Origin of the sequence: Roseixanthobacter liquoris (assembly GCF_043195135.2) — a bacterium.
Lineage (GTDB): Bacteria > Pseudomonadota > Alphaproteobacteria > Rhizobiales > Xanthobacteraceae > NCEH01.
In genome coordinates, this window is sequence record NZ_CM195537.1 from 1,796,400 (window position 1) to 1,811,031 (window position 14,632).

Consider the following 14,632-nt stretch of genomic DNA (forward strand, 5'->3'; position numbering starts at 1 on the left):
GTGGGGGGTATCTCTCCACTTGGTTCTGAGGTTGGGGGTCCAGGCGGCGCCATACCCCCCACCCCAACCCTCCCCTCAAGGGGGGAGGGAGCAGGTCGCGTCTGCCACCCTCAGGCATCGTCCATCCAGGTGCGGCCGTCCCGCTCGATCAGGGCGATCGCGGCGGAGGGCCCCCAGGTGCCGGCGGTGTAGGACCGGGGCGCCTCGCGCAGATTGCGCCAGGCGTCCAGGATTGGATCGATCCATTTCCATGCGGCTTCCACTTCGTCGCGGCGCATGAACAGGGTCTGGTTGCCCCGCACCACATCCATGAGAAGCCGCTCGTAGGCGTCCGGGTTCCGCACGCCGAACGCCTCGGCGAAGCTCATGTCGAGCGGCACATGCTGGAGGCGCATGCCGCCGGGGCCGGGATCCTTGATCATCAGCCACAGCTTCACGCCCTCGTCGGGCTGGAGGCGGATGACCAGATGGTTCGCCACGATCGGGCCCGCCTGCGCGTCGAACACCGAATGGGGGATCGGGCGGAAGGCCACGACGATCTCCGACACCCGGCTCGCGAGCCGCTTTCCGGTGCGCAGGTAGAAGGGCACGCCGGCCCAGCGCCAATTGCCGATTTCCGCCTTCAGGGCGACGAAGGTTTCGGTCTGGCTGGTGTTGGAGCCGAGTTCGTCGAGATAGCCCGGCACCGCCCCGCCGGAGGAGGCGCCGGCGCGATACTGGCCGCGCACGGTGAGCGCCGCCACATTGCTTTCGTCGATCGGCTCCAGCGCTTTCAGCACCTTCAGCTTCTCGTCGCGCACCGCGTCCGCGTCCATGTTGACCGGCGGCTCCATGGCCACCAGGCAGAGCAATTGGAGCATGTGGTTCTGCACCATGTCGCGCAGCGCGCCGGCGGTGTCGTAATAGCCCGCGCGGCCGGCGACCCCGAGGCTTTCGGCGACCGTGATCTGCACGTGGTCGATATGGGCATGGTTCCACACCGGCTCGAACAGGGCGTTGGCGAAGCGCAGCGCCATCAGGTTCTGCACCGTCTCCTTGCCGAGATAATGGTCGATGCGGAACACCGCTTCCTCGCGGAACACCCGGCCCACGGCCTCATTCACCGCATGGGCCGAGGCGAGGTCCTTGCCCACCGGCTTTTCCACCACCACGCGGGTCGTGGGCGTGACGAGATGGTGCGCGCCGATGCGGGCGCAGATGTCGTCGAACAGGTCGGGACCGACCGCGAGATAGAACACGCGCACCTTGTCGGCGCCGGGGGCGAGCAAGGCGGCGAGCGCGTCCCACCCCTCGTCGGACACCGCGTCCACTTCCACGTAATCGACCCGATCGAGGAAGCGATCGAGCTGCCGGCGTTCGATCTGGTCGATGCCGTCGCGATCCTCCACCGAATCACGGGCGAAATCCTGGAACGCGGCGCGGGTCATGGGGCGGCGCGAGACGCCGATGATGCGGGCGTCGTCCGGCAACTGGCCGGCGAGGTCGCGTTCGTAAAGGGCCGGAAGAAGCTTGCGTTTCGCGAGGTCGCCGGTCGCTCCGAACACGATGATGTCGAACGGTTCGACCGTGATGACGCGGGCTACCATGGGGACCTCCAGTTAACGGCCCAGGGCGCCGTCACGCGAGCCGATATTCGTCTTCTAGCAAATCTCTCGCGTCTGTGTTGCGACTGCGAGAGGCCGATGTTGATATCGCCTTTGTGAGGTGGTGCGCCAGATGCTCCATGGCCGGCACGAGCCGCCGCTGGTGCGGCGCGTGCACCAGCCACGCATCCATTTGCGGGGCGAAATCCACCAGGGCAACGCTCTGCAACTGGTCGCGGTGCCGGCTTCCCGCCAGCATGGCCGGCGTGGCGAAGCCGATGCCGACGCCGCGCGCCACAAGCGACAGCCGCAATTCCGAGGACACCGCCTCCGCCGCCACTTCGAACGGCAGGCGGGCATTTTCGAACGTGCGCTTCAGGACGCGGCGGAAATCGCACCCCCGCTGGCTCAGCACCCAGGGATAGGCGGAAAGATCGACCAGGCGCGTCGAGGCGGGAAAGGTGAAATGCCGGCTCGCCACCACTTCCACCGCGAGGCTGCCGAGCGGCAGCGCCACCAGGCCCTCCGGCGGCGCCACATGGGAGGCGAGCGAAAGGCAGGCGGCATCGAGGGCGCTTGAATTCACCAGATCGATGAGCGTGCCGCTCCAGTCGCTGGAGACGCGCGGCACGATGCGGGGAAAGGCGGCGCGCAAATGGTCCAGCGGCTCGGCAAGGGCCATTTCCGACAGGAACGGGGTCACGCCGAAGCGGAACTCGCCCTCCACCGCGCCGGTCGGGGCAAGGCGGGCCTTCAGATCCGCCACGGCGCCCACCACGTGGCGCCCCATCTCATAGGCGTCGCGGCCCGCCCGCGTGGGTTTCAGCGGCTTCGCCTGGCGATCCAGCAGCACCGCGCCGAGCGCCTCCTCCAACGCCTGGACGCGGCGGGTGACGCCGGGCTGGGTCAGATTCAGCCGCCCGGAGGCGGCGACGATGGAGCCGGTTTCCACCACGGCCAGGAAGGCTTCAAGATCGCGTATGTTCATGGTGCGTCTGTCTAATGCGAGATGCGCATATTGAAAATCATCTTAATTCAATTGTCGCATAAATAGGTGTGCACATAAAGTCCCGCCAACTCCATTCGCGGGATTTCCCATGACAGACGTTCCGGCCGCAGACAGCGCGCCATGCTCCACCACCGCTCCCCTCGCCCCGCTCGCGGCGGCAAAGGGGGCGCCGCCGACCTTGTTGTTCGCCATCGCCGCCGGCCTGCTGATCTCGGACATCACCGCGACCCAGCCGCTGGTGGGTGCCATGCGCGACAGCCTCGCCATCGGCGAAGGGCTCGCCAGCCTGGTGGCGACCCTGGCGCTGCTCGGCTACGCCGCCGGCCTTCTGTTCATCGTGCCCCTGGCGGATCGCATGGAAGCCCGACGGCTGGCGCTGCTGATGCTTGGGCTCGGCATCGCCGCGCGGCTCGCGCTTGCCGGCGCGGCGACCGCACTCGCCGCCTTCGGCGCGGCTTTCGCGGTCGGCGTCGGGTCCAGCGCCGTACAGGTGCTGGTGCCGCTCGCCGCCTCCATGGCGCCGGAACACGAGCGCGGCAAGGTGGTGGGCAACATCATGGCCGGGGTGATGGCGGGCATCCTGCTCGCCCGTCCGCTTGCCGGGCTGATCTCCGATTTCGCCGGCTGGCGCGGCTTCTTCCTCATGACCGCCGGGGCCACCACGGTGCTGTCGGTGGTGCTGGCGCTGCGCCTGCCGGATCATCCCCCGCGCTCGCAGGAGAGCTATCGCGCGCTGCTCGCGTCCCTCCTGACGCTGCTGCGGGAAGAACCGGTGCTGCGGCGCCGGGCCACCACCGCCGCCCTCGGCATGGCGGCCTTCAGCGCCTTCTGGACCATGGTCGCCCTGCGACTCGCGCAGGCGCCCTTCTCGCTCTCGCAGAGCCAGGTGGCCCTGTTCGCCCTGGCCGGCTGCGGCACCGTCATCATCGCCCCCATTGCCGGCCGCGCGGGCGACCGGGGCTGGACCAAGGGCGGCACCCATATCGCCCATGTCGCCATGCTGGCCGGCGCGGGGATTGCCGCGCTGGCCGGATGGCTGGCGCAGGACGGCGCGTTCGGCGTGCCGCTGGCTCTCCTGGTGGTGGCGGGGCTGGTGCTCGACATGGGCTGCGTCGGCGACCAGACGCTGGGGCGGCGGGCGATCAACATGATCCGCCCGGCGGCCCGCGGCCGCATGAACGGCTTGTTCTCCGGCATCTTCTTCATCGGCGGCGCCATCGGCGCATCCCTGAGCGGGATCGCCTATGCGAGCGGCGGCTGGCTCGGCGTGTGCGCGCTGATCGCGGGATTCGCCGTCGTGGCCGGGCTGATCGGCTTGTGCGAGCCGCGCTGATCCGAATCGCGGGTCGATCCAAGACAGAACGCCGGTCCCCTGGGGCCGGCGTTTTTCTTTGCCGCCCGCGCGGCCCCGAACATGAGCGGGCCGGCGCGTAAACGCAAAAAACCCGCGCGGCGGGGGCCACGCAGGTGTCGCTTCAGCTCAATGCCTCACCAGCCGCATGGGCGGCTGGAGACCCGCTCAGCGGGTGGGGCGGGGCTTGCTGGGGATCAGGCCTTCGCGCTGGGCGCGCTTGCGGGCCAGCTTGCGGGCGCGGCGAACGGCTTCCGCCTCTTCGCGGGCCCGCTTCTCGGACGGCTTCTCATAGTGCCCACGCAGCTTCATCTCGCGGAAGATCCCCTCACGCTGCATCTTCTTCTTGAGCGCCTTGAGGGCCTGATCGACATTATTATCGCGGACGAGAACTTGCACGTGTTGCCTCTTCGAGCTGTTGCGCCGAGCGAACTTGCACTGGTCTGAAAAACATATCCGGAAGCAGGAGGGGCGCTCTCACGCCGGACCGTCTCTGCCGGAAGGAGCGCTCTCATATCAGAGGCCCCGGTCTTTGTCCACACTTGCCCCGCGCGCGAGCGGGGCGGCACATCAAAAAAGGGCGGCATGCCTGCCGCCCTTTCGTGTCTGGACCTGATGAGATCAGGACCCGCCGAACAGCTTGCGCTGCCACCAGCCGGACCGCGGCTTGGCGGACGGGGCCGCTTCCTGGCTCTCGCGCGCCTCGACCGGCGCGGGCGGGGCCAGCGGAGCTTCCGCCTCGGCGGTCGCACCCTCGGCGGTCACGATATCGGCGTCGGCGATGGGAACGCTGGCGCTCTCCTGGTTCGAGGCCGCGGCTTCCGCGGCCGGGGCGCCTTCGCTCGCGGCCGGGGCCGCGGGGGCCGCCGGGGCGAGGACGCCGTCCTCGGTCAGGATGACCGGCGCCTTCTCGCGCACCGTCGAGCGGCGGCGCGGGGCGGGGGCGGGTTCCGGCTCCACCTCCGCCGGTGCGGCGGCCCGGACGGGTTCCGGCGCGGGCGCGGGAGCAGCCGCGACCGGTGCAGGCGCGGTCTCCTCCTCGCGGACGGGTTCCGCTTCGGAAACCGTCTCCGCCTGGGGAGCGGCCTCGGCCTCGGAGGCTGCGTAGGCGGGGGTGGCCGCGATATCCTCGGGGGCGCGGACCGGTGCCGCCTCGAAGGCGGCTTCGGTGAGAGCGACCGGAGATTCCGCGCTCAGCGTGGTCTCGGTGCCATCCGCCTCGCCTTCGCCCTCGGCGGCCAGCGGACCCTCGGCGGTGTCCTCGTCCTCGCCGGAGCGGGGCGCGCCCTCCTCGCCCTCACGGCGATTGCGGCGGCCGCCCCGGCGACCGCGACGGCGCCGGCGGCGCTCGCCCTCGGTTTCGCCGCGACCTTCGCCTTCGGCACGATCCTCGTCGTCCGCCTCGTCGCCTTCGCCATCGCCCTCGGCGTTCGCGGCGAGGTCGTCACTCTCGGCGGCGTCGCCCTCGCCCTCGGCGGGCAGGCTGCGCGGCTCGCCGTCACGCTCGCCGCGCCGGCGCCGGCGCCGGCGCCGACGGCGATTGCCGTTCTCGTCCACGCGCTCGGCGCTGCCCTCGCCGTCGGTCTCGGCTTCGCCTTCGCTCTCGCCGGCCTCGGTTTCCTCGCCGGTGTCCTCATCCTCCTCCTCGTACTCCTCCTCGGGGAGGATGGAATCGGGATGCACGGCCTTGGAGAGGCGCGGGGCGGCCGGCGGGGGCACGGCAAGATCGCCCTTCTCGATCAGGAACGGCTGGTGGCCGGTCACGCTTTCGTCCGCCGTGACGAGCAGCGTCACGGAGAAGCGCTCTTCCAGCTCGCGCAGATGGGCGCGCTTCTGGTTCAGCACATAGAGCGCCACTTCCGCGCGGGTGCGGGCGACCAGATTGTGCGTGGCGCCGCGCACCAGCTGTTCCTCGAAGGCGCGCAGCAATTGCAGCGCCACCGAGGCCGCCGAGCGCACATGGCCGGTGCCGCCGCAGACGGGGCACACCTCGATGGAGCTTTCCAGCACGCCGGTGCGGATGCGCTGGCGCGACATTTCCATCAGGCCGAAATGCGAGATCCGGCCGACCTGGATGCGCGCGCGGTCGTTCTTCAGGCAATCCTTGAGCTTGCGCTCCACCGCCCGGTTGTTGCGCTTCTCCTCCATGTCGATGAAGTCGATGACGATCAGGCCGGCGAGATCGCGCAGGCGCAGCTGGCGCGCGATTTCCTCGGAGGCTTCCAGATTCGTCTTGAGCGCGGTGTCCTCGATATGGTGCTCGCGCGTGGAGCGGCCCGAGTTCACGTCGATGGAGACCAGGGCCTCGGTCGGATTGATGACGATATAGCCGCCGCTCTTGAGCTGGACCACGGGGGAGAACATCGCATCGAGCTGATGTTCCACGCCGTGCTTGGCGAAGATCGGCTGGTGATCGTGATAGGCGACGACGTTCTTCACATGGCTCGGCATGAGCATGCGCATGAAGTCGCGGGCCTCGCGGAAGCCCTCCTCGCCGGCGACGTGGATGTCGTCGATGTCCTTGTTGAACAGGTCGCGGATGGCGCGCTTGATCAGCGAGCCTTCCTCATACACCAGGCTCGGGGCGCTGGAGGTGAGGGTCAGCTCGCGCACCGTCTCCCACAGGCGCAGCAGATATTCGAAGTCGCGCTTGATCTCGACCTTGGTGCGGTTGGCGCCGGCGGTGCGCAGGATGATGCCCATCCCTTCCGGCACCTCCAGGTCCTGCACCACCTCCTTCAGGCGCTTGCGGTCGACCGCATTGGTGATCTTGCGCGAGATGCCGCCGCCCCGCGCGGTGTTGGGCATCAGCACGGAATAGCGGCCGGCGAGCGAGAGATAGGTGGTGAGGGCCGCGCCCTTGTTGCCGCGCTCCTCCTTGACCACCTGCACCAGCATCACCTGGCGGCGGCGGATGACTTCCTGGATCTTGTAGGAGCGGGCGCGGCGCTGGTGCGAGCGCTCGGGCACCTCTTCCATGGCGTCGTCGGAGCCCATCTGCTCCACGCCTTCGTCTTCTTCCTCGCCGTCCTCGTCCTCGTCGTCCTCGGCGGAGCGGCGGGACTTCTCCGAACCGCGACGGCCGCGCGGCGCGCGCTCGCGCGGCTCACGCTCGGAGGTCTCGCGTTCGGCGGTCTCGCCGTCCGACGCCTCGCCCGCGCCTTCGCCGGCCGGTGCGCCGTCCTCGGGCGGCAGGATGGGATTTTCCTCGCGGTCGGCCAGGGGGGCTTCCGCGCGCGCCTCGTCCTCGAAGGCGGCGCGGGCGTGAAGGCCGGCCTGCTCCTGGGGCGCGGGCAACTCGGCCTCGAGGTCGGCGGCGCGCTCATGGCTCGCGCCCGCCTCGTGGGCGATGATGTCGGCGACGTCGGTGGAGGCCGGCAGGTCGCGCGGATCGACCGGGATCTCCTCGCCGGTGTCGGTCTCGGCATAGTCGACGCGCCGCTCGTTGGGCGCCTCGTCGTCGTCGTCCGAGGCCGGGCCGCCGGAAATCTGGCCGTCCTCGATGGTTTCCACCACGTCGGACTCGTCGATCTCCTCGACATTGCTGGAGACGCTCTCGTCGGACGAGGGGCGGCGCGACTTCGGCCGCTCGCGGCGGCGCTCGCGGCGCTCGTCTTCCTCGTCGGCGGCGCGCGCGGCGCGCTCCTCTTCCTCGATCAGGGCGAGGCGGTCGGCCACCGGGATCTGGTAATAATCGGGATGGATCTCGCTGAAGGCGAGGAAGCCGTGCCGGTTGCCGCCATATTCGATGAAGGCCGCCTGAAGCGAGGGCTCGACCCGCGTCACCTTGGCCAGATAGATGTTGCCCCGCAATTGCTTGCGGGATGCGGACTCATAGTCGAATTCTTCGACCCGGTTGCCGCGCACGACCACGACCCGGGTCTCCTCCGGGTGGGTCGCATCGATGAGCATTTTGTTGGGCATGGAAATCTCTCTGCGCGGCGTCGGAGACACAGCTCCGCGACGGTCGGCGCGGCAAAGCCTGCGAACCGCCGATACGCCTGAAATTGAAGCGGGAGGAGACAGAGGAGCTGTAGCGCGCGGGGGTCATTTCGACACCCTCCGCATCGAGACACACGGGCGCACGTGGTGCGCGCTGTTCGTGCGGTTGAAAGTCATGCCCTCGGCTACTCGTTCCTCAGCGAAGCATCAGACCAGGCGAGTGCCCGGCCCCGGCATACGGCAGCCCGATTCCCCCCGACAGACAGCTTCCTCGGCGGCATGAGCGACGCGAGCGGCCGTCCAGTCGCGCGCTTTGGGCGCGCGCGCCGCAGGGTGGCACACTCAAATTCTTGAGCAGCCTGCGACGGGAGATGCCGGACCAGCTTCGGGAAAGTGGAAGTTCCCAAGCAGGACGCCATCAGCGGCAGCCGCGGCAGCCGGGGGCCGAAGAGCCTGTTCCGGAACGCGAACCGTATACATCTCCTTCTTACTCGTCCCGCTCGCCTCTTGGCAAGGTTCATGCCTGTTCCACCGGCAACAATGTGGTTCAAGCCTGTGTCGGAGCGACAACAGGGCGGCGATAAGTGTGCCCGGCGTCAACCTTGGATTAACGAAAGCGCCCCTATCCGGTACAAATGGCAAGTCTTGCCGTCTCCGGAAGGCGGACAAGGGAAGGTTCCTGGACATGTGGGCCCGCAGGCAGCGCGCCGGATGGACAAAAGCGGCGCCGGCATCGCGCCGGCCGCGCCGTGCCATCCCCTCGTGGGGCATGGCCGAGCATCCGCTCGCGCCCCGCGCCGCCGCGCGTGTCCCCGCTGCCGGGCGCCTCCTCACTCTCGTTTTGGCCGTCGCGGGCTGCATGAGCCTTTGCCTCGCCCCGGGGCACCCCGCCCGCGCCGCCGAGGCTCCGGCGGTGCAACTCGCGGCGCGCCCGGAAGCGGCCCCCGGCGCCGCCCCGTCGCCCGCGGTTCCGGCGGAAGCGGCCACCCGCCCCGCCGCCGCGCCGGGACCCGCCATCGCCACCGACGCGCGCCTCGCCGGCGATGCCCAGCGCACGCGCCTCGTGATCGACCTCAGCCGGCCGGTGGAATTTCGGGCCTTCACCCTGGCCAATCCCTATCGCGTCATTCTCGACCTGCCGGAGGTGCGCTTCGCCTTCGACGCCTCCAAGGGGCAGGCCAAGCGCGGCCTGGTGAATGCCTATCGCTATGGCGATTTCGCGCCCGGCAAGGCGCGCGTCGTGATCGATCTCGCCGAGCCGGTCGCCATCGACAAGGCGTTCGTGCTGGAAGCGGTGGACGACCAGCCGGCGCGCCTCGTGCTCGACCTCGTGAAGACCGATGCGGCCAATTTCACCTCCACCGTGGCGACCGCGTCCGAAGCGCGCGGCGCGCCGCCCGAGGTGCCGCACGTGGATGTCGCCGCCGACGGCGATACACGGCCGGTGATCTGCCTCGATCCCGGCCATGGCGGCATCGATTCGGGCACCACCGGGGCCAGCGCCTTTGCGGAAAAGAACATCGTGCTGGATGTGGCGCTCGCCCTCAAAGCCAAGCTGGAGGCGGGCGGCCAGTATCGCGTCGTCATGACGCGCTCCACCGACACCTTCATCGCGCTGGGCGAGCGGGTGCGAATCGCCCGCGCCAATCGCGCCGCCCTGTTCGTCTCCATCCATGCCGACGCGCTCGCCCGCAACGACGGGCAGGCGCGCGGCGCCAGCGTCTACACCCTCTCGGAGACCGCCAGCGATGCCGAGGCGGCGCAGGTCGCGGAAAAGGAGAACAAGGCCGACCTGATCGCCGGCGTCGACCTCTCCGAGGAGAGCAACGAGGTCGCCGGCATCCTGTTCGACCTTGCCCAGCGCGAGACCAAGACTTTCTCCGCCCTGTTCGCCCGTACCCTGGTGGGCGCCATGAAGGGCGCCGGGCGAATCCACAAGACGCCGCTGAAATCCGCCGGCTTCCGCGTGCTGAAGGCGCACGACGTGCCCTCGGTGCTGGTGGAGCTGGGCTATATGTCGAGCCGCGAGGATCTCAAGCTGATGACCTCGGACGCCTGGCGCGACAAGGTCACGGACGCCATGCAGGCCGCCATCGGCGAGTTCTTCGCGACCCGCGTCGCCGGCGGCGCCGGTGCTGCCGCACCCGTGGCCACGGGCAGCCTGCCGCGCTGAAGCCTCGCGCGCGATCTTGGGACCCGCCGAAACCTGCCGCTAGGTGAGCCCGGTCCTTTTTGACGTTCCGTCGTGAAGCAGCCACTTTTGGCCAACATAGCCGTCTCAGCGGCGTCGATTTCCCAGGTTCTCGCGCCGCGACCCTTGCACAAAGGGGGCGAATGCGGCTTTTGGACAGGCTCGCCCGGATCGGGCAGGGAAAGCCGCCGTTGCGGGTGTCGTGGAGGGAGAGCCGGCGAAATGCGGCTGCTGTTGAGGTTCTTCGGATTTCTGTTCGCCCTCGGCACCCTGGTGCTGCTCGCGGGGGCGGCGGGGGCGACCTATTTCGTCTGGAAATATTCCCAGGACCTGCCCGACTACACCCAATTGCAGAATTACGAGCCACCGGTGATGACGCGCGTCCATGCGGATGACGGCGCCCTGGTGGCCGAATGGGCGCGTCAGCGCCGCCTTTATATTCCCATCCAGTCGGTGCCCAAGCTGGTGATCGAGGCGTTCCTGTCCGCCGAGGACAAGAATTTCTACGAGCATGGCGGCATCGATCCCTCCGGCATTTTCCGCGCCGGCATGCTTTATCTCCAGAATTTCGGCTCGAACCGCCGGCCGCAGGGCGCGTCCACCATCACCCAGCAGGTGGCGAAGAACTTCCTGCTGACCAACGAGGTGTCCTTCGACCGCAAGATCAAGGAAGCGCTCCTGGCGCTGCGCATCGAGCGCGCCTATTCCAAGGACCGCATCCTCGAATTGTATCTGAACGAGATCTATCTCGGCATGGGCGCCTACGGCATCGCCGCCGCCGCGCTGGTCTATTTCGACAAGTCGGTCGAGGACCTGAACATCCAGGAAGCGGCCTATCTCGCCGCCTTGCCGAAGGCGCCGTCCTCCTACAACCCGTTCCGCGAGCGCGAGCGCGCCACCGACCGCCGCAACTGGGTCATCGACCGCATGGCGGAGAACGGCTACATCACCGCCGCCCAGGCGGAGGCCGCCAAGAAGTCCCCCATCGACGTGACGCCGCGCCCCACCGGCGCGCAGATCTTCGCCGCGGAATATTATGCCGAGGAAGTGCGCCGCCAGATCTATGAGCGCTACGGCGAGACCAAGCTCTATGAGGGCGGGCTCTCGGTGCGCACGGCGCTCAATCCGAAGATGCAGATGATCGCCAAGAAGACCCTGTCCGACGGTCTCGTGCGATTCGACGAGCAGCGCGGATGGCGCGGCCCGGTCAACCACATCGACATCACCGGCGACTGGGGCGCCAAGCTCGCGGAGCTGAAGGCCTATTACGACATTCCCTGGAAGCTTGCCGTGGTGCTCGATTCGGGCAAGGACACGGCACGCATCGGCATGCAGCCGCCGCGCGAGAAGGGCGGCGGCATCTCCTCCCAGCGCGACCTCGGCGTCGTCACGCTGGACGGCGTGAAATGGGCCCGCTGGATCAAGGGGCCGGACGCCTACAAGGCGGTGAGCTCGGTCGCGCAGGTGCTCAAGCCCGGCGACGTGATCTATGTGGAGCCGATCGCCGGCAAGGACGGGCAGTACCGCCTGCACCAGATCCCGGACGTCGAGGGCGCCATGGTGGTGATGGAGCCGCTCACCGGACGCGTGCTCGCGCTCTCCGGCGGCTTCTCCTACGACGAAAGCCAGTTCAACCGCGCCACCCAGGCGCTGCGCCAGCCCGGCTCCTCCTTCAAGCCGATCGTCTATTCCTCCGCCCTGGACAATGGCTATACGCCTTCCACGGTGGTGCTGGACGCGCCCATCGAGATCGACCAGGGCCCCGGCCTCGGGGTATGGGCGCCGGAAAACTACGCCAAGAAATTCTATGGCCCGCAGACCCTGCGCTTCGGCCTGGAACAGTCGCGCAACGTGATGACCGTGCGCCTCGCCCAGGACATCGGCATGCCGCTGGTGGCGGAATATGCCAAGAAGTTCGGCGTCTATGACGACATGCTGCCGGTGCTCTCCATGGCCCTCGGCGCGGGCGAGACCACGCTCATGCGCATGGTCGGCGCCTATGCGATCATGGCCAATGGCGGGCGCAAGGTGACGCCCTCGCTCATCGACCGCATCCAGGACCGCTACGGCCACACCATCTATCGCCACGACGAGCGCGAATGCCGCGGCTGCGACGCGGACAGCTGGCAGAACCAGCCCGAGCCGACCCTGATCGACCGCCGCCCCGTGGTGCTCGATCCCATGACCGCCTATCAGATCACCTCCATGATGGAGGGCGTGGTCCAGCGCGGCACCGGCACGGCCCTGAAGGATCTCGGCAAGCCGGTCGCCGGCAAGAGCGGCACCACCAACGACGAGAAGGACGCCTGGTTCGTCGCCTTCACGCCGGAAGTCGTGGTGGGCGTCTATCTCGGCTACGACAAGCCCAAGCCCATGGGCAAGGGCGCCACCGGCGGCGTGCTCTCCGCCCCGATCGTGCGCGACTTCATGAAGACCGCCCTGGCCGACCGGCCGGCGATCCCGTTCCGCGTGCCGCCGGGCATCAAGCTGGTGCGCATCAATCCCAAGAGCGGATTGCGCGCGAGCACAGGCGAAAACGCGATCCTGGAAGCCTTCAAGCCGGGCACCGCGCCGCCGGACAGCTATTCGGTGATCGGCGCCAGCGACGCCCCGCTCACCGTGACGCCCGAGGCCGACCGCGCGGTGCGCGCCGGGACCGGCGGACTCTACTGAGGGTATCGTCCTCATTCCCTCTCCCGCTTGCGAGGGAGGGGGCCTCTTCCTCCGCTTAATCCCGGCGACGGTCCCGGCACCCCTTGCCCCCGCCCGCTCCCGCAAGGGGGGAGGGTGTCGGCGCGGCGGGAGCGGGGCGTTTCGCGCTCTTTCGCCCCGCGCCCGTTTACAGGCCGGCGCCCCGCCGCTATTTTCCGCGGCCCTCGGATCAGAAAGGTTTCCCATGCGCGCGGAGCTCGCCGCGAAAGTCGACGAGATCAATCAGTCCGTTGATCTGCTGCGTCAGCATCTCAATGTGGACCGCTCGCGCCGGCGCCTCGCCGAATTGAACGCCATCGCCGAAGACCCGAACCTCTGGAACGATCCCGAGCGGGCCCAGAAGATCATGCAGGAGCGCACGGGCCTTGAAGATGCGCTCGGCGCCATCGACCGGGTCAATCGCGACCTCGCCGACAATGTCGAGCTGATCGAGCTCGGCGAGGCCGAGGGCGACGAGGGCGTGATCGCGGAAGCCGCCGCGGCCCTGGACGGGCTGAAGGCCGAGCTGGCGCGCCGCGAGCTGGAAGCCCTGCTCTCGGGCGAGGCGGATTCCAACGACAGCTATCTGGAAGTCCATGCGGGCGCCGGCGGCACCGACAGCCAGGACTGGGCGGAAATGCTGCTGCGCATGTACCGGCGCTGGTGCGAGCGCCACGGCTTCAAGGTGGAGCTGATGGACGAATCGCAGGGCGAGCAGGCGGGCCTGAAGTCCGCCACCATCCAGGTGAAGGGCCACAATGCCTATGGCTGGCTGAAGACCGAGGCGGGCGTGCACCGGCTGGTGCGCATCTCGCCGTTCGATTCGAACGCCCGCCGCCAGACCTCGTTCGCCAGCGTCGATGTCTATCCGGTGGTGGACGACCGCATCGTGGTGGACATCAAGGAAGCCGACGTGCGGGTGGATACCATGCGCTCCGGCGGCGCCGGCGGCCAGCACGTGAACAAGACCGAATCGGCGGTGCGCCTGACCCATCTTCCCACCGGCATCGCGGTGGTGAGCGAGGGCGACCGCTCCCAGCACAAGAACCGCGCCACCGCCTGGAACATGCTGCGCGCCAAGCTCTACGACCTGGAGCTGAAGAAGCGCGAGGCCGAGGCGATGGCGGAGCAGGCGGCCAAGACCGATATCGGCTGGGGCCACCAGATCCGTTCCTACGTGCTCCAGCCCTATCAGCTGGTGAAGGACCTGCGCACGGGCGTCACCTCCGGCACCCCGCAGGAAGTGCTGGACGGCGATCTCGACCCCTTCATGGAAGCCGCCCTGGCGCAGCGCGCCTATGGCGGCGGGCCGGACCAGGTCGAAGACGTGGAGTGAAACACGCCGCGTGAGAGAAAGGACGGCGCCCCTTGCGCGGCGCCGTCGGGGCCCGGGTCACAGCGCCTTCGCGGCCTCCAATACCTCTTCCGCGTGGCCGGCGACTTTCACCTTCGGCCAGACCCGGGCGATGGTGCCGTCGCGGTCGATGAGCAGGGTGACGCGCTCTATCCCCATGTATTTTCGGCCATACATGCTCTTTTCTCCCCACACGCCATAAGCCGAGAGCATGGCCGTGCTCTCGTCCGAGCCGAGCGGAATTTCCAGGTCGTACTTGGTCTTGAACTTGTCCTGCTTGCCCACGGGATCGGCCGAGACCCCGAGAATGGCGGTGTCGGCCTTTTCGAATTCGGCGCGCAGGCCGTTGAAGGCAATGGCTTCCTTGGTGCATCCCGGGGTATCAGCCTTGGGATAGAAATAAAGCACCAGCTTGCGGCCGGCGAAGTCGCCGAGGGAAATGGTGCCGCCGCCGTCGCGGGGCAGGGTGAAGGCGGGGGCGGGTGCGCCCAGCGGGGGAATTTCGGCCAAG

Annotated in this window: 9 protein-coding genes; 4 read left to right on the plus strand and 5 right to left on the minus strand. The window is 68.6% G+C overall.

All coding sequences use genetic code 11. From position 1 onward, the window contains the following. Positions 1–110: 110 nt before the first annotated feature. Positions 111–1,586, minus strand: coding sequence for a glucose-6-phosphate dehydrogenase (zwf, locus tag V5F84_RS07945; RefSeq protein WP_394044141.1), 1,476 nt, complete (start codon positions 1,584–1,586; stop codon positions 111–113). 31 nt (positions 1,587–1,617) lie between these two features. Beyond that, on the minus strand, positions 1,618–2,571 hold the full coding sequence (locus V5F84_RS07950) for a LysR family transcriptional regulator (RefSeq protein ID WP_394044140.1): 954 nt from the start codon (positions 2,569–2,571) through the stop codon (positions 1,618–1,620). Between the two features lie 109 nt (positions 2,572–2,680). Between V5F84_RS07950 and V5F84_RS07955 the strand changes: the two genes are divergently transcribed. Beyond that, complete coding sequence (locus V5F84_RS07955) at positions 2,681–3,925, plus strand: MFS transporter (protein ID WP_394044139.1); 1,245 nt, start codon at positions 2,681–2,683, stop codon at positions 3,923–3,925. A gap of 186 nt (positions 3,926–4,111) precedes the next feature. On the opposite strand, the gene rpsU is transcribed toward V5F84_RS07955, so the two are convergent. Both rpsU and V5F84_RS07965 read right to left on the minus strand, forming a co-directional pair. Continuing rightward, positions 4,112–4,342, minus strand: a complete 231-nt coding sequence (rpsU, locus tag V5F84_RS07960) for a 30S ribosomal protein S21 (RefSeq protein WP_348847404.1) — start codon at positions 4,340–4,342, stop codon at positions 4,112–4,114. Positions 4,343–4,564: 222 nt separating this feature from the next. Next, on the minus strand, positions 4,565–7,867 hold the full coding sequence (locus tag V5F84_RS07965) for an Rne/Rng family ribonuclease (protein ID WP_394044138.1): 3,303 nt from the start codon (positions 7,865–7,867) through the stop codon (positions 4,565–4,567). Between the two features lie 877 nt (positions 7,868–8,744). Here V5F84_RS07965 and V5F84_RS07970 point away from each other — a divergent pair. The 3 genes from V5F84_RS07970 (at position 8,745) to prfB (ending at position 14,103) form a co-directional block, all read left to right on the plus strand. Next, on the plus strand, positions 8,745–10,058 hold the full coding sequence (locus tag V5F84_RS07970; RefSeq protein WP_394044137.1) for an N-acetylmuramoyl-L-alanine amidase: 1,314 nt from the start codon (positions 8,745–8,747) through the stop codon (positions 10,056–10,058). Positions 10,059–10,298: 240 nt separating this feature from the next. Beyond that, positions 10,299–12,749, plus strand: a complete 2,451-nt coding sequence (locus tag V5F84_RS07975; protein ID WP_394044136.1) for a penicillin-binding protein 1A — start codon at positions 10,299–10,301, stop codon at positions 12,747–12,749. 223 nt (positions 12,750–12,972) lie between these two features. Next, positions 12,973–14,103 (plus strand): peptide chain release factor 2, encoded by a 1,131-nt coding sequence (prfB, locus tag V5F84_RS07980; RefSeq protein ID WP_394044135.1) that lies wholly within the window; start codon positions 12,973–12,975, stop codon positions 14,101–14,103. Positions 14,104–14,160: 57 nt separating this feature from the next. Here prfB and V5F84_RS07985 read toward each other — a convergent pair whose 3' ends face one another. After that, positions 14,161–14,631: a peroxiredoxin gene (locus V5F84_RS07985; RefSeq protein WP_394044134.1), complete on the minus strand. Its 471-nt coding sequence runs from the start codon at positions 14,629–14,631 to the stop codon at positions 14,161–14,163. Position 14,632 lies beyond the last annotated feature (1 nt).

What these genes read in the sequence shown, in the direction of transcription:
- zwf (WP_394044141.1), bottom strand. Translation starts at nt 1,586, where the DNA reads ATGGTAGCCCGCGTCATCACGGTCGAACCGTTCGACATCATCGTGTTC.
- V5F84_RS07950 (WP_394044140.1), bottom strand. Translation starts at nt 2,571, where the DNA reads ATGAACATACGCGATCTTGAAGCCTTCCTGGCCGTGGTGGAAACCGGC.
- V5F84_RS07955 (WP_394044139.1), top strand. Translation starts at nt 2,681, where the DNA reads ATGACAGACGTTCCGGCCGCAGACAGCGCGCCATGCTCCACCACCGCT.
- V5F84_RS07965 (WP_394044138.1), bottom strand. Translation starts at nt 7,867, where the DNA reads ATGCCCAACAAAATGCTCATCGATGCGACCCACCCGGAGGAGACCCGG.
- V5F84_RS07970 (WP_394044137.1), top strand. Translation starts at nt 8,745, where the DNA reads ATGAGCCTTTGCCTCGCCCCGGGGCACCCCGCCCGCGCCGCCGAGGCT.
- V5F84_RS07975 (WP_394044136.1), top strand. Translation starts at nt 10,299, where the DNA reads ATGCGGCTGCTGTTGAGGTTCTTCGGATTTCTGTTCGCCCTCGGCACC.
- prfB (WP_394044135.1), top strand. Translation starts at nt 12,973, where the DNA reads ATGCGCGCGGAGCTCGCCGCGAAAGTCGACGAGATCAATCAGTCCGTT.